Origin of the sequence: Streptomyces coryli, assembly GCF_011044975.1 — a bacterium.
Classification (GTDB): domain Bacteria; phylum Actinomycetota; class Actinomycetes; order Streptomycetales; family Streptomycetaceae; genus Streptomyces; species Streptomyces coryli.
In genome coordinates this window covers 1-18741 of sequence record NZ_JAAKZV010000159.1, presented here as the reverse complement: position 1 = coordinate 18741, position 18741 = coordinate 1, and the positions used below count along the sequence as shown (strand labels likewise).

Sequence of the window (18741 nt, the reverse complement as noted above, 5' to 3'; positions counted from 1 at the left end):
ACGATCGCCCTCCTCGCCCGCCCCCTACATCCGGGGGCGGGCGAGGAGGGCGATCGTCTGGTCGCGTACACGCATGATGTGGGCCTCCAGCAGGTCGCGGGCGGCGGGGCGGTCGCCGGCCTCCAGGGCGTCGACCACCGCGCGGTGTTCGGACACGGCGGCGCCCAGCCGGGAGGCGGTGATGGGGGCCTCCATGCCGGCGCGGGTGACGTGGATGCTCAGGTGCAGGTCGTCGTGGAGCTCCAGCATCCGGGGCAGGCCGCCGAGCTCCACCAGGGCGCGGTGGAAGCGGCTGTCGTTCTCCCGGAAGGCGATGTACTGCTCGGGGTCCTCGAGGGAGGCCTGCGCCAACCGCTCGGCCTCGTCGACCAGTTCGCGCAGCCGCGCGGGCGGCTCGCGGTCGGTGCGCTCGGCGAACAGCCGCAGGCTGTGCGACTCCAGCATCAGCCGCAGCTCGAAGAGCTCGTAGAGGCTGGAGAGCGAGGGTATGGCGACGGTGAAGCCGGCGGTCGAGTCGTAGGCCAGCAGACCGCGCTCGTAGAGCCGGCCGACCGCGCTGCGCACCGGGGTGCGGCTCATGCCCAGCCGGCGGGCGAACTCCCGTACCGGCACCGGCTGTCCGGGGGCGGGGTGCTCCTTGGTCAGCCAGTCCACCAGGGCCTGCCGGGCCCGGGCCTCCAGGCTCTCCTCGGAGGCCGCCGCCGTGGACGACGGCGTCGGCCCCTTCTGGGCCGCTGCCGTTCTCGATGGGGTCATGCCGCCTCCCTGCTCTACGACTTGCCGCCCGGGCGGGCCGCCGCCCGGGTCCGTACTGCTGCGGCCACCCTATGGTATGCCGCTGGTCGACCGGCAGTCCGCCGGTTAAGGGGACGCCGGGAAATTCCTTCTGCACGGGGGTTGACGATCATTTTACGCTCGCACAACACTCGTGGCATACCACTGACATGCCTGTGGGGTGCCCATGCCATTACCGGAGTTGCACGGCATCATCGCGCCCGTCGTGCTGCCCATGGCGCGCGACGGAGCGGTTGATTTACGGTCCCTGGAATGCCACGTGCGGCATCTCGTCGACGCCGGCGTTCACGGACTGTGGATCAACGGCACCACCGGAGAGTTCCACGCCCTCGATCCGCAGGAGCGGGCGGAGGCGGTCCGCGTCGCCGTCAAGGCGGCGGACGGCGGGGCGCCGGTGGTGGCACATGTCGGCGACGCCGCGACCCGGCTGGCGGTGCGGCACGCCCGCGCCGCCGTGGACGCCGGGGCGGCCCAAGTGGCTGTGATCGCCCCGTACTTCACCGAGTTCACCCGCGAGGAGCTGCGCGAGCACTACCGGCAGATCGCCGCGGCGGTCGGCTTCCCGGTGTACGCGTACCACATGCCCCGGCTGACCAAGGTCGGCCTCAGCGCCGACTGCCTGCTGCGGCTCGCGCAGGAGGACGTCCTCGCCGGGGTGAAGGACAGCGACGGCGACCTGGCCTGGTTCCGCTCCCTGGTCAGGCGCTCGGGCCAACTCGGCCTGCGGCTGCGGTGCTTCACCGGCGGCAGCGCCATCACCGACCTCTCGCTGCTGGTCGGCGCCGCCGGCGCCGCCTCCTCGCTCGCCAATCTGACCCCGCGGCACCTCGTCGCGCTGTACGACGCCGCCCGCGCCGGCGACTGGACGCGGGCGCGGCATCTGCAGGACCAGCTCGAAGACCTCAACGAGGCCATGCGCCAGGCGCGCCGGACCCCCACCCTCGCCGCGGTCGCCAGCACGTACAAGTACCTCCTGGCCACCCTCGGCCGTATCGACGCCGATTGCGCCGCGGAGCCGCTCGCCCGCCTCGATGAAGGCGAGAAGCAGCGCCTCACCGAGACGGTGCTGCCGGTGATCCGTGCACTGGAGTCGGCGGCCCCCGCAAAGGAGCGTGGAGATGACACCTGAACGCCTGCCAGGCCCCGGACTCGACAGAAGGCAGCTCCTGCGCGCCGGCGCCGGATTACTGGTCGTGGCCTCCGCCTCCGGCTGCGGCTTCTTCGACACCGACCCCGACGACGGCAGCGGCGGCGGGGGAGCGAAGGGCAAGGAGGCGCCCTCGCTGAAGAAGCAGGCCGACGCCGGAAAGATCCCCAAGGTGGAGAAGCGGCTCCCGGCGAAACCCCTCGTCGTCAAGCCCCTGGAGGAGGCCGGGCGCTACGGCGGCACCTGGCACTCCGCGATGATCACCCAGGAGGACATCGGCTGGCTGAAGTTCAGCCTCGGCTACGAGCCGCTGGTGCGCTGGGAGCCCACCTGGCAGGGCGTCACCAAGACGAAGCTGCTGCCCAACATCTGCGAGAAGTTCGACGTGGTGGACGGCGGCAGGGAGTTCGTCTTCCACCTGCGCAAGGGCCTGCGGTGGTCCGACGGCAAGCCCGTCACCACCGATGATTTCGCCTTCGCCTTCACCGACTTCCAGACCGACAAGGAGCTGCACAAGTACGGCATCTATGAGCTGTGGCTGTCGAAGTCGGGCAAGCCCGCCCGCTTCGAGATCGTCGACGACGTCACGGTGAAGTACACCTTCGAAGAGCCCAAGCCGGGCTTCCTCGAGGAGATCGCGGGCACCACCGGAACCGAGCTGGTGCTGCCCAAGCACTACTTCGAGAAGTACCACCCCAAGTACAACAAGGACGCCAACGCGGAGGCGAAGAAGGCCGGCTCCTCCGACTGGATCACCCACATGGAGATCATCAAGGAGCCCTGGAACAACCCCTCCATGCCCACTCTCAGCGCGTGGATCCCCCGCAACGCGGCCACCAAGGGCAGCCGGGTGGTCTGCGAGCGCAATCCGTACTACTGGAAGACGGATCCGGACGGCAGCCAGCTGCCCTACATCGACAAGGTCATCGTCAACATCCTCGAAGACCCGGAGGTAGAGGTCCTCCAGGTCTCGAACGGCGACCTGGACATGCAGCTCTACCAGTTCGGCACCGTACGCAACAAGCCGGTGATCGCGCGCAACCGTGAGAAGGGCGGCTACCGCCTCATCGACGTCAAGGCCGACACCGCGAACACGATGATCATCGGGTTCAACCAGACCCACAAGAACAAGAAGAAGCGGGCGCTGTACGCCAACAAGGACTTCCGCATCGGGCTGTCCTACGCCATCGACCGGAAGAAGATCATCGAGACGGTCTTCGCCGGCCAGGGCAAGCCGTGGCAGGCGGGTCCGGGCCCGGGCAACGAGCTGTACAACAAGGAACTCGGCACCCAGTACACCGAGTTCTCGGTCACCAAGGCCAACGACTACCTCGACCGCGCAGGGCTGACCAAGCGCAACGGCGACGGCATCCGCCTCACCAAGGACGGCGACCCGGTGGCCTTCAAGGTCTTCGTGGTCTCCGAGATGGCCGACCTCGTCGATGCCGTGGACATGGTGCGCAGCGACTGGAAGAAGGTCGGCGTCGACGCCACCGTCACCCGCATGGCCGAGGAACTCTACTGGCAGCGGGTCGAGGCCGGCGAGTCCGAGGCTGCCGTCTGGGACTGCAACAACTTCGACATCCGCACCGGCACCGGCGGCAACCACTACTTCCTGCCCACCAACCCGCGCGGCTCCTCCCGCTTCGGCGGCGAGTGGGCCAAGTGGTACATGCGGGAGGGCGAGGACGGCGAGGAGCCGCCGGCCCGCATCAAGGAGCAGATGAAGATCTACGACAAGATGCGCGCCACCTTCGACCCCGACGAGGCCGTGCGGCTCGCCCGGCAGGTCCTGGAGATCACCAAGGAGGAGTTCTACTACATCGGCATCTCCACCTCGCCCAGCGAATACGGCATCGCCAAGACGGATATGGGCAACGTGCCCAAGACCTTCAGCGCCGCCGCCTTCCACCAGGCCCCGGGCCCCAGCAATCCCAGCACCTACTTCTTCAAGGGCAAGGCCTGACGGCCGGACGGGAGTAGCCGGGAAATGCTCTCGTTCCTCATCCGCCGGCTCGGCTGGATGGTCATGACCCTGTGGGCCATCTCGCTGGCGACGTTCTTCATCATCCAGCTGCCGCCGGGCGACTACGTCTCCACGCTCCAGGCCAACGCCGAGGAGCGCGGCGAGGTGATGGGTCCCGCCGAGGCCGCGGGGCTGCGCGAGCGCTACGGGCTCGACCAGTCGTTCTTCGCGCAGTACTGGAAGTGGATCAGCAACATCATCTTCCACGGCGACTTCGGGCAGGCCTTCGCGTACAACATGCGACCGGTCTCGGACCTGATCTGGGACCGGGTGGCGCTCTCCTTCACCCTGTCCGTCGCCACCATGCTGCTGATCTGGGCGATCGCGTATCCGATCGGCATCTACTCGGCGGTCAAGCAGTACTCCGCCGGTGACTACGTGGCCACGTTCTTCGGCTTCGTCGGCATGGCCATTCCGGAGTTCATGCTCGCGCTGGTGCTGATGTGGGTGGGCATGCGCTACTTCGGGATGAGTCCCGGCGGGCTGTTCTCGCCCGAATACCAGGACGCCGCGTGGAACCTCGGCAAGATGCTCGACCTGGCCTCGCACATCTGGCTGCCCATCGTGATCATCGCGGTGGCAGGCACGGCCGGCGGCATCCGGATCGCGCGCGCCAACCTCCTCGACGAGCTGCACAAGCCGTATGTGGTGGCGGCCCGGGCCAAGGGCCTGCCGGAGTGGAAGCTGCTGCTGAAGTATCCGTTCCGGATGTCGATGAGCCCGTTCTTCTCGACGGTGGGCTGGCTGCTGCCCGGCCTGATCAGCGGCGAGGTGATCATCTCGATCGTGATGAATCTGCCGACCACCGGGCCGCTGATGCTCGGCGGCGTGACCAACCAGGACATGTATCTGGTGGGCAGCTTCATCCTGATCCTCTCCACGCTCACCGTGATCGGCACCCTGATCAGCGACCTGGCCCTGGCCTGGTGGGATCCGCGCATCAGACACAGCTACGAGGGTGGGTGAGCGGCCGTGGTGATGACCAAGTCGCGCAAGAGGCCGCGGCTGCTCAAACGGAACCGGCCCGTGGATGCCATGGCCGGTGCGCCCGGCGACGTCCTCGCCGGACAGGCCAGCCCCTGGCGGCTGGTGTGGCGCAAGTTCCGCAAGCACAAGCTGGCCATGGCGGGGGCGGTGATCGTGCTGCTGGCGTACTTCGTCGTCGCCTTCGCCGAGATCCTCGCCCCTGCCTCGGCCAGTACCACCGACCCCAAGCGCACCTACGCCCCGCCGCAGATGGTCAAGGTGGACCTGAGCTGGGAGGACGGCCTGCAGTTCTACGCCAACGGCTACACCTCCAAGCGCGACCCGGAGACCTACGAGCAGATCCACACCGAGGACCCCGACAAGCGGATCCCGCTGAAGTTCTTCGCCAAGGGCGACTCGTACGAGATGTGGGGCCTGATCCCGGGGGACCGGCACCTCTTCGGCGCCGCGAACCCGGACGACAAGGTGTCCTTCCTCGGCACCGACCGCTCCGGCCGCGATCTGCTCTCGCGGATCATCCACGGGGCGCGGGTGTCGCTGTCGATCGGCCTGGTCGGGGTCGGCGTGAGCTTCCTGCTCGGGCTGTTCTTCGGCGGCATCTCCGGATACTTCGGCGGCGCCCCCGACCTGGTGATCCAGCGCATCATCGAATTCCTGATGTCCATCCCCACGCTGCCGCTGTGGCTGGCGCTGTCCGCGGCTGTCCCGGACGAATGGGGGCCACTGGCGCGCTACTTCGCCATCACCACCATCCTGTCGGTGATCGGCTGGACCGGCCTGGCGAGAGTGGTGCGCGGCCGCTTCTTCTCCCTCCGGGAGGAGGACTTCGTCACCGCCGCCCGCCTCGACGGCTGCGGCCGCCGGCGGATCATCTTCCGGCACATGGTCCCCTCCATGTCCAGCCATGTGATCGCCTCGATCACCATGGCCGTCCCCGGCATGATCCTCGGCGAGACCGCGATGAGCTTCCTGGGCCTCGGCCTGCAGTCGCCCGCCGTCAGCTGGGGCGTGCTGCTGCAGGAGGCGCAGAACATCCGCACCGTGGAGACCGCGCCATGGCTGCTGATCCCGGGCGCCGCCGTGTTCATCACCGTCCTGGCCATGAACTTCGTCGGCGACGGGCTACGGGACTCCGCCGACCCGTACAAGTAGGGGGTTCCGCATGGAGTCGCTCCTCGAGGTCGAGGATCTGCACACCCAGTACGCCTTGGATGACGGTCTCGTACGGGCCGTGGACGGCGTCACCCTGGACATCCGGCGCGGCGAGGTCCTCGCCGTGGTGGGCGAGTCGGGGTGCGGCAAGAGCGTCATGGCCCGCTCGATCCTGCGCCTGGTCGACAAGCCGGGAAAGATCACCGGCGGGCACATCCGCGTGCACACCGACGACGGCGTGGTCGACATGGCGAACGCCGAAGGCCCGGCCATCCGCTCCGTGCGTGGCAAGAAGGTCGCGATGGTCTTCCAGGAGCCCATCGCCTCCATGAGCCCGGTGCACACGCTGGGCAACCAGATCGGCGAGTCCCTGCGGCTGCACGAGATGGTCGACAAGAAGACCGCCCGCACCCGCGCCATCGAGCTGCTCCGCCGGGTGGGCATCCCCGCCCCGGAGCGGCGCGTCGACGAATACCCCTTCCAGATGAGCGGCGGCATGCTGCAGCGCGCCATGATCGCCATGGCGCTGTCCTGCGGCCCCGACCTCCTCATCGCCGACGAGCCCACCACCGCCCTGGACGTCACCACGCAGGCGCAGATCCTGGAGCTGCTGCGCGAACTCCAGCAGGACACCGGCATGGCCGTCATGCTCATCACCCACGACCTGGGCGTCGCCGCGCAACTCGCCGACCGGATCGCGGTGATGTACCTCGGCGCGGTCGTCGAGACCGGCACCACGGACACCGTGCTCCGCCACCCCCGCCACCCGTACACCCAGGCGCTGCTGCGCTCGGTGCCGAAGCTGGGCAGCGCGTCGCGGGAGCGGCTGAGCCCGGTGCGGGGGATGGTGCCCAGCCCGTACCAGCGGCCGCCGGGGTGCACCTTCCACCCGCGGTGCGACGCCTTCATGGAGGGCCGCTGCGAGGTGACGGTGCCCGGCTCGGTGCCCGCCCCGGTGCTGGTATCGGCGGACAAGGGCGCGCGCACCGACGGCACCGTCAGCTGCCTGCTGTACGGGGACGAGGACGAAGGCGAGGCAACGCGATGACACCGCTGCTGCAGACCAGCGGCCTGACCAAGCACTTCCCCATCCGCCGCGGCCTGTTCGGCCGCACCGTCGGCGCGGTACGGGCCGTGGACGGGGTCGATCTGACCGTACGGGCCGGCAGCACCGTCGCCCTGGTCGGCGAGTCCGGCTGCGGCAAGAGCACCCTCGGCCGCTGCCTGCTGCGGGTCTTCGAGCCGACCTCCGGGGCCATCACGTACCACCGGACGGATGGCACCACGGTGGACCTCGCGGGGCTGAGCGAGAAGCAGCTCATGCCGTATCGCAGCGAGATCCGCCTCGTCTTCCAGGACCCCTTCGCGTCGCTGAATCCGCGGATGACGCTGCTGCAGATCGTCGGCGAACCGCTGCGGGTGAATCTGGGGCTGAGCGCCCGGGACACCGAGGAGCGCGTCGCGGATCTGCTGCGCCGCGTCGGCCTCAGCCCCGAGTACATGCGCCGCTACCCGAACGCCTTCAGCGGCGGCCAGCGCCAGCGCGTCGGCATCGCCCGCGCCCTCGCGCTGGCCCCGCGCCTCGTGGTCGCCGACGAGGCGGTCAGCGCCCTGGATGTGTCCGTACGCGCCCAGATCCTCAATCTGCTCAAGGACCTCCAGGACGAGTCCGACCTGACCTACCTGTTCATCTCCCACGACCTCGGCGTGGTCGAGTACATGGCCGACGAGGTCGTCGTCATGTACGTCGGCAAGGTCGTCGAGACCGGCGCCACCGACGAGCTGTACGCGAACCCGCTGCACCCGTACACCGAGGCGCTGCTCTCCGCCGTGCCCGACCCCGACCCGGCCGCCCGGCGGCGCGAGCGCATCGTGCTGCGCGGCGAGGTCGCCGACCCGTCGCGGGTACCGTCCGGCTGCCCCTTCCACCCCCGCTGCTTCCACGCCCGCGAAAGGTGTGCCACCGACGTGCCCGCACTGCGCGAGATCCGGCCCGGCCGCAAGGCCGCCTGCCACTTCGCCGAGGAACTCGACCTGACGGGGGTGCGCGGCGCATGATCGACCCGCGCTTCGACGGCCTCCTGCTCCCCGCGCCCGACGACCCCGCCCTCCAGCAGGCGCTGCTGCCCGTGCTGCACCCCGGCGACAGCCACGCCGCCAACCTCCTCGAACTCGACGACGGCGACCTGCTGCTGACCTGGTTCAACGGCCCGCAGGAGGGCGACGCCGCCACCAATGTGGTCGTCTCGCGGCTGGCCCACGACTCCTTCCGGTGGTCGACCCCGCAGCCGCTGTCCGCCGACCCGGACCGCCCCGAGCAGAACCCGGTCCTCGCCCAGGCGGCCGACGGCACCGTCTGGCTGTTCCACCCCTCCAACACCCCGCACGACCAGACCACCGCCCGCCTCGTCGTCCGCACCTCCGCCGACCGCGGCCGCACCTGGACCCCGCCGCGCACCCTGCTCGACGGCCCCGGCCTGTTCGTACGGAACCCGCCGCTGCCGCTCGAGGACGGCACCTGGCTGCTGCCCGCCTACCGCTGCCGGCGCGGCGCCGAGCACAGCATCGTCCTGATCAGCGAGGACGGCGGCGCGAGTTGGCGCGAGCACGATGTGCCGGACAGCGACCACCTGGTGCAGATGAGTGCCGTCCAGCGCGACGGCGATGGCCTGTACGCCTTCTTCCGCAGCCGCGCCGCCGACCGCATCCATGCCGCGGAGTCGTACGACCGCGGCCGCACCTGGTCGCCGCCGCGGAAGACCGAGCTGCCCAACAACAACTCCGCGGTGCAGCTGACCCGGCTGGCGAGCGGCACGCTGGCGCTCGTCTACAACGACGCCTCGCTCGAACGCGATCAGTTCCGCTGGGTCGGCGAGGGGGAGGGGCGGCGCAAAAAGGCCGTGCGCACCCCGCTGACCGTCGCCCTCTCCGACGACGGCGGCCGCACGTGGCCGTACCGGCGCGAGGTGCAGACCGCCGACAAGGAGTACGACGACAACGAGCTCGGCTACTCCTACCCGAGCATCATCCAGACCCGCGACGGCGCGCTGCACGTGGCGTACTCGTATCTCCGCAAGACGATCAAGCATGTGCGGCTCGACGAGGACTGGATCCGCGAGGGCGGCAAGTGAGCGTCGAGCGGTGGGGCGTGTACGAGCTCGCGCTGGACGGCCCCGCCGCCGGGAACCCGTACCGGGACGTGCCGCTGCGCGCCGAATTCCAGCACCGCAACCGCGTCGTGCCGGTCGACGGCTTCTACGACGGCGCCGGCTGCTACCGGATCCGCTTCATGCCGGACGCGGAGGGGGAATGGCGCTACGTCACCCGCTCCACCGCCTCCCAACTCGACGGCCGCCGCGGCACCTTCACGTGCACGCCGCCGGCGCCGGGCAACCACGGACCCGTACGGGTGGCGGGCCCGCGCACCTTCGCCTACGCCGACGGCACCCGCTATCTGCCGCTGGGCACCACCTGCTACCACTGGAACCACCTCGACGACCTGGACCGCGAGGAGGAGACGCTCCGCGTCCTCGCGGACGCGCCCTTCACCAAGGTGCGGATGTGCCTGCTGCCCACCGGCGGCATGGACCCGCCCCGCCTCGCCTTCGCCGGCGACAGCCCGGAGACGCTGGACACGACCCGCTTCAACCCGGCCTTCTGGCGGCACTTCGAGCGCCGGCTGCGCGACCTGCTCGCGCTCGGCATCGAGGCGGACGTGATCCTCTTCCATCCGTACGACGAGGGCCGCTGGTGCCTGGACCGGATGTCCCCGGAGGAGGACCGCTTCCTGCTGCGGTACGCGATGGCGCGGCTGGCGGCGTACCGGCACGTCTGGTGGTCGCTGTCGAACGAGTACGACTTCAACACCCATAAGACGGTGGCGGACTGGGACGACCTCGGCCGCTTCGTGCAGCGCCACGACCCGTACCAGCGGCTGCGCTCGATCCACAACGGCACCCGCATGTACACCTACGAGCGGATCTACGACTTCGGCCGCCGCTGGATCACCCACCAGAGCATCCAGCACTGGGACGCCCGGCTCACCGCCCGCTGGCGGGACGCCTGCCCCAAGCCGGTGGTCATCGACGAGATCGGCTACGAGGGCACCGCCGAACGGCGCTGGGGCAATCTCACCGGACGGACGCTGCTGCGGCAGCTGTGGCACGCGGCGGTCGAGGGCGGCTACGTCACGCACGGCGAGGCGTATCCGGACGCCGGGCGCGACGGCACCACCTGGATCTCGCGGGGCGGACGGCTGCACGGGGAGAGCGTGCCGCGGATCGCCTTCCTGCGCCGGGTACTTGAAGAAGCTCCGGCGGACCTGGTGGCGGCACGGCGGGAGGGCACGTACCGGCTGGAGTTCACCGGCGCCGCCCAGCCCGCGTACCGGGACGTCGAGCTGCCGGACGGGGGCGACTACCGCATCGAGCTGATCGACACGTGGAACATGACGGCGGCGGAGCTGCCGGACGGCCCGCACCGCGGACGCGTGCGGGTGGAGCTGAAGGGGCGTACGGACATGGCGCTGCGGATCCGGAGGGTGGCGTGAGCGGGATGCGGACCGTGGAGCGGTGGGGGATCTTCGAGCTGCCGGTCGCGGGGCCGGGCGTCGAGGCGGTCTTCACCGACGGGGCGCGGCACTTCACCGCGGCGGCCTTCGCGGGCGCGGGCGGCGGGCATCTGGTGCGCTTCATGCCGGACGTGGAGGGGGAGTGGCGCTATTCCGCCGGAGAGGGGGCCGGCGCCTTCACCTGCGGGCCGCCGTCCGACGGCAATCACGGCCCGGTCCTGGCGGTCGGCGGGCGGCACTTCGCGTACGCGGACGGCCGGCCCTTCCACCCGATGACCACCACGGTCGGCGATGCCGGAACGGCCACGCTGCGAGCGCTGGCGGTGTCGCCCTTCAACCGGGTCCGGCTCCCCGCCTCCTCCGCCCTGCCGCTGGACCGGCTGGCGGAACAGATCGCCGGCCTGCGCCGGCTGGGCATCGAGGCCGAGGTGGACCTCACCGGCCGCGACATCGCCGCGACGGTCTCCCGGCTGGCCGCGTACCGCAACGTCTGGTGGCGCGCGCCGCGGGACCCGGATGCCCAGACGGCGATCCTGGAGCACGACTACGCGCACCACCTCATCAGCGTCCACGGCGGCCCGGACACCGACTTCGGCGCCCCCTGGCTCACCCACGCCGGCGTCCGCCTGGAGGAGACCCGCGGCGTCGCCGCCCTCACCGAGCAGCTGGGCAAGCCGGTCGTGGTCGACGACTGCGGCGCGGAGGGCGACGCCCCGGCCCCGGAGCGCAGCTTGCCGGCGCGCGACTTGGTGGCCCGTATCTGGGAGGGCACCTGCCAGGGCGGCTACGTCACCCACGCCGAGTCCTACGGCCCGCGCCCCTGGAGCGCCGAGGGCGGCCGGCTGACCGGCGAGGCCGCCGATCGCATCGCCTTCCTCCGGCATGTGCTGGAGTCGGCACCACCGGGCCTGACCCACAATCCGCGCTACTACGACGCCTCGACCCTGGAGACGCCGGACGGCTATGTCCTGCAGTACCTGGGCCCGCACCGCTACCCGTACCGCCGCTTCGAGCTGGCGGAAGGCTCCTGGCGTGCGGAGGTGATCGACACCTGGCGCATGACGGTCAGCGCGCCCCGCGCGCTCTCCGGCGGCCGGGCGGAGGTACAGCTCCCGGCGGACCCGTACTGCGCGATACGGATCCGCCGGGCACCCGGGGGGTGAGAGCCGCGAGCAGCCCCGGGTGGTCTGGGGGTCGGGCTACCAGTCGAGGCCGGCCTCGGCCTGGCCCTTGATGTACGCCGGGATGTCCTTGGTCTCGGTGATCGTCAGCGCGGACTTCACCGACAGGCCGTCGCGCAGCACGTGCTGGCGGAAGACCATGTACAGCGGGATGTCCCAGTACTCGGTCTGCTCGTAGCCGTGCACCACGGCGTTGTCACCCCAGAAGACGCCGGAGGTGTCGATGCCCTGCAGGGCGGGGGCCTTGGTGCCGAAGGCCTGGACGACGGCGTCCGACTCGAGGGCCGGCTTCATGCCGTGCGCGGCCATCCCGGACTGCGCCTCCTCGGAGACCAGCCACTTGAGCACCTTCAGCGCCTGTTCCTTCTTCTTCGACTGCGGCGGCAGGAAGGCGGCGATGGTGTTCGGCTGGTACGTCGCGTCGTCGCCGCCGCCGAGGACGGGCACGGAGACGACGCCGAGGTCGACGTTCTTGGCGAGCTCCCGGTACTGCTCGCGGTCGTCGGCGTGGATGAAGGTCTCGTTGAGCGCGTAGGCGTTGAACTTCCAGAGCGTGTCCACGGCCATCGCGACATGGCCGGTGGTGAAGAAGTCGTCGACGGAGGTGAAGATGTTCCGCGGGATGAACAGGAAGCGCTCCAGATTGCTGCCGAGCCGCTGCCAGTCCGCCGAGGTGATGTCGACCTTGATGTCCTCGGGCTTCGGGCTCTCGCTGCCCGTGGGCAGGAAGGGGTAGCGCCCCAGCTGGTTGAACTCCAGGTAGAGGTCCGGGTGCTGGAGATAGCCCTTGTACGCGACCAGGTCCTCCTCGCGGGTGAGCCGGCCGGCCAGCCGGTAGGCCTGGTCGTACGTGGTGCCGTTCTGCGGGACGGAGACCTTGAAGCGGTCGAAGATCTTCTTGTTGTAGAGCAGCACATAGTCGTCGACGAACAGCGGCACGCCGTACACGCCGCCGTCGGACCGGGACTTGATGATCTCGACCGCGGCCGGGTTGAGCGTGCCGAGGTCGATGCCGGCCGGCTCCAGCTCGTCGCTGAGGTCGCGCAGCCAGCCGCGTGGCTCCAGGTCGCGGTCGATGCGGCGGCGCGGGTCGTCGATGATGATGTCCGGGACGACGCCGGCCTTCTCCAGTTCCTCGTACCTGACGGGCTGGTCCCAGGTGGCGACCTTGAACTTGATGTCGGGGAACGCGGCCTTCATCTGCTTGCCGACGACGGTGTCGAAGAAGCCCTCGACCTCGAACGGCTTGTAGTTGACGAGGAAGACGAAGAGCTCGTCGTCGCATACCTCGAAGGGCTCGTCGTAGCGGTTGGGCACGGGTGTGCAGACGGCGCCCGCGCGGGTGGTATACCGGCCGCTCGCGACCGTGGCGGGCTGTGCGGTGCTGCGGTCGGCCGCCGCTGCCGGCACTCCGGCGAGGGCGGCAGCACCGGCGAGCGCGCCGGTGGCGAAGCCTCTGCGGGTCAATCTGCGGGGGCTCCGCTCGTCCTTCGGGCCTTGACTCATGGTCACACTGCTCCTTGTCGGGGCGGGCGGCTCTGACGGGTGTGACGATCAAGTGCGCAGTTGGTGGCATGCCAGCTGAATGCCACTATCCTCGTGGCGTGCGGCATGGGCGTCAACACCCGTGCACGCGAGGCCTGTTGGGTGGCGGGAGGAGTGCCGTGGACGCCGGTGAGGTACGAGGGGGCGGGCTGTCCCTGGAGATCCGGCGACGGCGGGGCGGCGGCCTGTGGCTGCGGCTGGGCCGCGAGACGGACCCGGACCCGTACATCTCCTGCGGGCTGGACGCCATGCTGCTGGTCTCGACCGGAAGCCCCTGGCGACCGGCATTTCCCGGCCTACGCGAGGCGGAGCTGCGGCGGACGGGGGATGAGCTCGTCGTGCGGGGCGCTGTCGGCCCGCTCGCGGTGGAGGCCTCGTTCGCCTTCCGGGACGGGCTGCTGCACGCCGGCGTCACCTGGCGGAATCCCGGGACGACGGTGATACGCGACCTCGCCGTCGGCCTGGCGATCCCGCTGCCGGACGCGGCGCCGGACTCCGTCACCCTGCCCCAGGTGCTCTACCGCGGCAACCCGTCCGCGGACCCGGACCGCACCGTCCCGCGGCTCTGCGCGGGCGGCGGCCTCGTGGTCGAGGAGCACCGGCTGCCGGTGCCGTGCGCGCACGCCGAATGGGCCGCCGGCTTCCTCACGCTGTACGCGTGCACCCCCGGCGACGGCTCACTCGGAGCCCTCGCCGCCGGCCCCACGACCCTGCTCGCCCTCAGCGGCCCGCTGTTGCTCAACGGCGCCCCGGACGTGGCCTACACGCACAAAGCCACGACCTCCCCGCGGCCCCGGGGCTACCGCGACCTGCCTCCCGGCGCCGCGCTGACCACCCACCACGCCCTGCACGGGGGCCGCCCGGAGCGGCCCGGCCACGGCTTCCGCGCCATGGTCCACGAGGGCCTGCGGCTGTACGAGCCGACCGGTGCCCCCCCGCTGTCCCTGGGCGAGATCATCGAGCTCAAGACCGCGGCCCTGGACCGCCGCTGGCACGAGCACGGCGCCACCGCCGGATATCTGAAGTTCACCGGCCCCGGGCACGAGCCGGGATTCATGTACGGCTGGACCGGCCAGGCCCTGAAGCTCGCCTGGTGCGACGCCCGCCTCGGCCTGCGGCACGCCGACGAGCACCGCCTGCAACGCTGCTACCGCGCCGTGGACTTCTACCTGGACGGCAGCGCCGCAGCCGCACCACCCGGCCTGCGGATGAGCTTCCACCGGCTGTCGGACGGGAGTTGGAGCACCTTCGAGCGGGACGGGCAGCCGCTGATCTCCGCCCGGGCGTACGGGGACACGCTGGCCGACCTCGCCGACGTGATCACGCTGCTGCGCGCCCACGACAGGCCCGTACCGGAGCGCTGGGCGCACGCCCTGGACGAGGGCCTCGACGCCGTCCGTAAAGGCCTCACACCCGACGGCATGATCCCGCTCGGCTGGCGCCTCGACGGCACCCCGCATCCCGGAACGGCGGGCGCGGCCGGACTGCCCTGCGTACTCGCCATGCTCAAGGCGGCGTCGGCCACGGGCACGCGCCGCCACCGGGAGACCGCCGTCCGGCTCCTGGAGCGCTACCACGCCCGGCATGCCACCGACTTCTCGACCCCGTTCTGCCACGCCACCCTCGACGCGGCGTGCGAGGACAAGGAGGCCGGGATGGCCTTCTTCCAGTGCGCGTACGAGCTGCTGCGGCTCACCGGCGAGACCCGCTACGGCGAATGGGCCGCCGCCACCGCCGACTGGCTGCTCACCTGGGTCTACCAGTGGAACCCGCCGTACCCGCCCGGATCCCCGCTGCGCGAGAGCGGGTTCTCCGCGGTCGGCTGGCCCGGCGTGAGCGTGCAGAACCACCACCTGGACGCCTTCTTCCCGGCCCGGGAGCTGCGCCACCTCGGCGAGCTGACGGGGCGGCGGACGTACGTCGAGCTGGCGGAGCTCATCCTCCACGCACTGGGGCAGGGCATCTGCACCCGCCCGGGGGAGTGGGGCTTCGACGCGCCGGGCGAGCAGGCGGAGGGCTTCTACCCGACGGACTGGCAGGAACGCGGCACCAGCAACACCTGGAACCCGTCATGGGTGACGGCGCAGGTGCTGTCGCAGGCGCTGGCGGTGCAGGGCTAGAGCTTCGGCGGCAGTTCCCTGGCGAAGAGGTGGGTCAGGGGGTGGAAGCGGTAGTGGCCCGGGGCGTCGGAGCGGAGGAGTTGGGCGTCCACCAGGCGCTCCAGGGTTTCTTCCGCCGTGTGGTGGTCCGTGCCCATCCGCTGGGCTGCTTCGCGGGGGGTCAGCGGGTCGGTCTCGGTGTCCGGAAGAGCCAGGAGCGGGAGGGTGCGAGCCGCGCGGCGGTCGGCTTCGTCCCCTGCGAGGAGGGCTTCGTAGTCGGATTCGAGGGTGGGGCGGACGGCCAGGTCCGCGTAGCTGAGTTCGTCGAGGCGGCGGTGCGGGTCGGCGAGGCGGGTGGCCAGTGCCGAGACCGGCCAGCCGGGGCGGGCGGCCAGCCGGGCACCCGCGATGCGCAGGGCCAGGGGAAGGCGCCCGCACAGGTGGGTCACGGCTTCCGCGGCCGTTCGGTCGGCGGCCAGGCGGTCCGCGCCGGCGTATCTGCCGAGCAGCGTGAGGCAGTCGTCCGGCGAGAGCAGGGGCACGTGCAGGTGCGTGGTGCCGTTCATGGCCGCGACGACGCGGCGGCAGGTGATCAGTGCGGCGCAGTGCGGTCCTGCGGGGAGCAGCGGGCGCACTTGGGCGACGTCGTGGGCGTTGTCCAGGACGATCAGCAGGCGGCGGCGGGCGGCCAGTTCGCGGTAGCGGGCGGCTAAATCGGCCTCGGCCTCGGCCTCGGCCTCGGCTTCGCCTTCGGTCTCGGTCTCGCCTGCGGAGCCCGCCGTGGTGTCGAGGGCGCGCAGGATCCTGACCAGCGCGGCCCGCGGCGGCAGCGGCCGCTCGCCGCGGGTCGTGCCGCGCAGGTCGACGTACAGCCGGTGGTCGGGGAAGCGGTCGCCGAGGCGGTGCGCGGCGTGCAGGGCGAGCGCGGACTTGCCTACGCCACCCGCCCCGTGCAGCGCCACGGTCGCACCGCGCCACGGGGACTCAACGGGCAGCAGGGCAGCCAGCGCCGCCAACTCCCGCTCCCGGCCCACCAGTCCGGCGTCGTCCGGCGGCAGCTGGTGCGGTGATACGGGCCGCTCCCGGTCCCGCGCCGCGACGGTGGCCCGGGCCGGCCGGGTGCGGCGGGACTCCTCCACCCGGTCGCGTGCCGTCGCCAGCATGCCGATTTCGTGGCCGGTCGCGCCGAGCAGCCGGACCAGGACGTCGAAGCGGTCGGTCGGCGGCAGGTTCTTGCCCGCGAAGTAGCCGCCGATCGCCCCGCGGGACCAGCCGGTCCGCGCCGCCAGCTGGCGGAAGGTCACGGGTGGCGCGCCGTTGTGACGCGCCGCGCGGCGGCGGAGCCGGCGCAGCACCCCGGCCAGGTCGGCGAGCGTGTGCACGGTATCGAGGCCGTGCAGTGGGGGTGCTGGTGAAGTGCCGTTGCGCCGTGCGCGGTCAGTGTCCTGGGACACCTGTGTCCTCCCGTTGGCCACCTCGCCCTGTCGGCCGGACGCGTCCGGGCGTGTCCGGTGGCGTCCGTGATGCGCGGCCGCCACGGGAGCCCTTTGCCAGCATCCGTGGCGTGCTTCCGCCACCGGACATTCGGCGGGCGGACGGCAGCGGATAGGTGCGATTTGCGCCACAGAGGAGGCAGGCCATCGTGATTCACCACCGTGACGAGGAGCTGCCGGCGGCGTGCGGTTCCGCGCAGCGGCCCCCCTCGGAATGGCTGCACTTCGCGCTGGAGCCCCGCGACGCCGGCATGCTGCGCCGCGTCCTCGCCGAGCTCCGTACCCTCGCGGCGGACTCGCTCGTCGCGGGCGACGTGGCGGACTTCTTCTTCGTACGCAAGCCGCCGGGTCTGCGGGTGCGCTTCCGGTGCGCGGAAGGCCGGGCCGACGCCGTGGACGAGCGGGTGCGAACGGCGCTGGACGAGTGGCGGCGGGACGGGCTGGTGGCGGCGTGGTCCCCGGGAGCGTACGAGCCGGAGGAGTTTCTGTTCGGCGGGCCGGTCTCGATGGCCCATGTGCACCGGGTGTTCACCGCCGACTCGCTGGCCTGGCTCGGATTTCATACGGAGGCGGACCCCGGGCCGGTCTGGGCCATGTCGCTGCGGATGATCCGCGGGCTGCTCGACGCGCTCGGGATCGTCGGGTGGGAGGACCTCGACGTCTGGGACCGGCTGCGGCGGCAGGCGGGGCGCGGCTTCGCCGGTGACGGACAGCCGCCCGCAGCCGCGCCGGCGGCGGCCGCGCTGCGGGCGGCCTGGGCCGACCCGCGGCAGCCGGCCGCGGTGCTGAGCCCGCAGGCGCTCCGCCTCGCGGAGGAGTACGGCCAGGAGGTGACGGCGACCGCCGCCCGCTGGCGGGAGGAGTACTTCACCGCCGGCCGGCCGGCGGTCGGGCCGCGGGAGGCGGCCGCGTTCGTGATCGTCTTCCACTGGAACCGGGCCGGGCTCTCCGCCGTACGGCAGGCGCTGATCACGTCGGCGCTCACCGCCCGCCCGCGGTGGGCCGAGCGGTGACGCGGACGAGCGCGGTCCTGTTGCGTACGGCGGGCTTTCCGGTGCGGCTGTGGTGTGCTGCCGGCTCGCCGTACCTCTTTCAGCTGCTCCGGGAACTCGATGACGTGGAGCGGGAGTTCGCCCGGTCCGCGGGCCGGGCGGCGGAGGTGATCGGCCGGGAGCTGATACCGCACCCGGGGCTTTCGGTGGCGGAGCGGCGGTGGGCGCTGGATCAACGGCGGCGGCTGCACCGCGGATACGTGCCGGGCGCGGCGGAGCACGCCCGGCTGACCGAGCTCGCCCGCCGGTGCGGCGGGGCTGCCGGTGGGGGAGCGGTCGCCGGGCTGGCCGAGACCGGGAAGCTCGGCGAGGCGGTGGGGGAGCTGCGGGCGCTCGCGGGCGTACGGCACAAGGCGGAGCTCGCCTGGCTCGGCACGGCAGGGCGGCAGCTGCTCGCGGGGCATCCGGTGGGGCGGCGGGCGCTGGCGGACGGCACCTTTCCGGCGGCCGAGGGCGGCTTGCCGGGCGGCGGCGAGGGCGCGGCTCGGGAGCGGCGACGGGCCGACTACTTGTGGCGGATGATCGCGCGCGGGTCGGCGAAGGTGACGCCGCGGGGGTGGCTGGGCCACGTTGCCGCGCTGGACGCCGCCGAGCCCGGGGGTGCGGTCCGTAGGGAGATGGCGCTGACCGACGAGGTCGCCACGTACTGGGCGGAGAACGAGCATCGCGCCGGTGCGGGTGGTGCCAGCAGCTG

14 protein-coding genes and 1 pseudogene are annotated in these 18741 nt (G+C 71.5%); 12 read left to right on the top strand and 3 right to left on the bottom strand.

Features of this window, described 5'->3' with window-relative positions:
• Positions 1-24: 24 nt before the first annotated feature.
• A complete protein-coding gene (locus tag G5C51_RS28025) occupies positions 25-756 on the bottom strand; it encodes a GntR family transcriptional regulator (protein WP_165241035.1) in 732 nt (243 codons plus the stop codon).
• A gap of 205 nt (positions 757-961) precedes the next feature.
• On the opposite strand from G5C51_RS28025, the gene G5C51_RS28020 reads away from it, so the two are divergent.
• From G5C51_RS28020 to G5C51_RS27980, 9 genes are all read left to right on the top strand, one after another.
• Positions 962-1924, top strand: coding sequence for a dihydrodipicolinate synthase family protein (locus G5C51_RS28020; protein WP_165241033.1), 963 nt, complete (start codon positions 962-964; stop codon positions 1922-1924).
• The gene (locus G5C51_RS28015; RefSeq protein ID WP_165241031.1) at positions 1914-3908 is read left to right on the top strand and encodes an ABC transporter substrate-binding protein; all 1995 of its coding nucleotides are present in this window, start codon (positions 1914-1916) and stop codon (positions 3906-3908) included. The genes G5C51_RS28020 and G5C51_RS28015 overlap by 11 nt, the downstream gene beginning before the upstream one ends.
• Before the next feature lie 24 nt (positions 3909-3932).
• The gene (locus tag G5C51_RS28010) at positions 3933-4934 is read left to right on the top strand and encodes an ABC transporter permease (protein ID WP_165241029.1); all 1002 of its coding nucleotides are present in this window, start codon (positions 3933-3935) and stop codon (positions 4932-4934) included.
• A gap of 69 nt (positions 4935-5003) precedes the next feature.
• Positions 5004-6107, top strand: a complete 1104-nt coding sequence (locus tag G5C51_RS28005) for an ABC transporter permease (RefSeq protein WP_240929971.1) — start codon at positions 5004-5006, stop codon at positions 6105-6107.
• Positions 6108-6117: 10 nt separating this feature from the next.
• The gene (locus G5C51_RS28000; protein ID WP_165241027.1) at positions 6118-7155 is read left to right on the top strand and encodes an ABC transporter ATP-binding protein; all 1038 of its coding nucleotides are present in this window, start codon (positions 6118-6120) and stop codon (positions 7153-7155) included.
• On the top strand, positions 7152-8165 hold the full coding sequence (locus G5C51_RS27995; protein WP_165241025.1) for an ABC transporter ATP-binding protein: 1014 nt from the start codon (positions 7152-7154) through the stop codon (positions 8163-8165). The genes G5C51_RS28000 and G5C51_RS27995 overlap by 4 nt, the downstream gene beginning before the upstream one ends.
• Complete coding sequence (locus tag G5C51_RS27990) at positions 8162-9238, top strand: sialidase family protein (RefSeq protein WP_165241023.1); 1077 nt, start codon at positions 8162-8164, stop codon at positions 9236-9238. The genes G5C51_RS27995 and G5C51_RS27990 overlap by 4 nt, the downstream gene beginning before the upstream one ends.
• Entirely contained in the window at positions 9235-10656 is a 1422-nt protein-coding gene (locus G5C51_RS27985; RefSeq protein ID WP_206314404.1) for a DUF5060 domain-containing protein, read from the top strand. The genes G5C51_RS27990 and G5C51_RS27985 overlap by 4 nt, the downstream gene beginning before the upstream one ends.
• 5 nt (positions 10657-10661) lie before the next feature.
• Entirely contained in the window at positions 10662-11840 is a 1179-nt protein-coding gene (locus tag G5C51_RS27980; RefSeq protein ID WP_240929970.1) for a DUF5605 domain-containing protein, read from the top strand.
• A 36-nt stretch (positions 11841-11876) separates the two neighbouring features.
• Here the strand turns inward: G5C51_RS27980 and G5C51_RS27975 are convergent, their stop codons facing one another.
• Entirely contained in the window at positions 11877-13364 is a 1488-nt protein-coding gene (locus tag G5C51_RS27975; protein WP_165241018.1) for an ABC transporter substrate-binding protein, read from the bottom strand.
• 158 nt (positions 13365-13522) lie between these two features.
• On the opposite strand from G5C51_RS27975, the gene G5C51_RS27970 reads away from it, so the two are divergent.
• Positions 13523-15523: a hypothetical protein gene (locus G5C51_RS27970; RefSeq protein WP_165241017.1), complete on the top strand. Its 2001-nt coding sequence runs from the start codon at positions 13523-13525 to the stop codon at positions 15521-15523.
• Here the strand turns inward: G5C51_RS27970 and G5C51_RS27965 are convergent.
• Entirely contained in the window at positions 15520-16956 is a 1437-nt protein-coding gene (locus tag G5C51_RS27965) for an AAA family ATPase (RefSeq protein WP_165241016.1), read from the bottom strand. The genes G5C51_RS27970 and G5C51_RS27965 overlap by 4 nt on opposite strands.
• Before the next feature lie 188 nt (positions 16957-17144).
• Here G5C51_RS27965 and G5C51_RS27960 point away from each other — a divergent pair, with 188 nt between their 5' ends.
• Positions 17145-18008 (top strand): thiopeptide-type bacteriocin biosynthesis protein, encoded by an 864-nt coding sequence (locus G5C51_RS27960; protein WP_165241015.1) that lies wholly within the window; start codon positions 17145-17147, stop codon positions 18006-18008.
• A pseudogene (locus G5C51_RS27955) lies at positions 18005-18741 on the top strand (hypothetical protein); the annotation flags it as partial. The gene G5C51_RS27960 and the pseudogene G5C51_RS27955, both read left to right, overlap by 4 nt.

Bases quoted from the DNA above. Each gene is read 5' to 3' on its own strand.
- G5C51_RS27995 (WP_165241025.1), top strand. From the start codon at position 7,152: ATGACACCGCTGCTGCAGACCAGCGGCCTGACCAAGCACTTCCCCATC.
- G5C51_RS28020 (WP_165241033.1), top strand. From the start codon at position 962: ATGCCATTACCGGAGTTGCACGGCATCATCGCGCCCGTCGTGCTGCCC.
- G5C51_RS27980 (WP_240929970.1), top strand. From the start codon at position 10,662: ATGCGGACCGTGGAGCGGTGGGGGATCTTCGAGCTGCCGGTCGCGGGG.
- G5C51_RS28005 (WP_240929971.1), top strand. From the start codon at position 5,004: ATGGCCGGTGCGCCCGGCGACGTCCTCGCCGGACAGGCCAGCCCCTGG.
- G5C51_RS28025 (WP_165241035.1), bottom strand. From the start codon at position 756: ATGACCCCATCGAGAACGGCAGCGGCCCAGAAGGGGCCGACGCCGTCG.
- G5C51_RS28010 (WP_165241029.1), top strand. From the start codon at position 3,933: ATGCTCTCGTTCCTCATCCGCCGGCTCGGCTGGATGGTCATGACCCTG.
- G5C51_RS27975 (WP_165241018.1), bottom strand. From the start codon at position 13,364: ATGAGTCAAGGCCCGAAGGACGAGCGGAGCCCCCGCAGATTGACCCGC.
- G5C51_RS28015 (WP_165241031.1), top strand. From the start codon at position 1,914: ATGACACCTGAACGCCTGCCAGGCCCCGGACTCGACAGAAGGCAGCTC.
- G5C51_RS27990 (WP_165241023.1), top strand. From the start codon at position 8,162: ATGATCGACCCGCGCTTCGACGGCCTCCTGCTCCCCGCGCCCGACGAC.
- G5C51_RS28000 (WP_165241027.1), top strand. From the start codon at position 6,118: ATGGAGTCGCTCCTCGAGGTCGAGGATCTGCACACCCAGTACGCCTTG.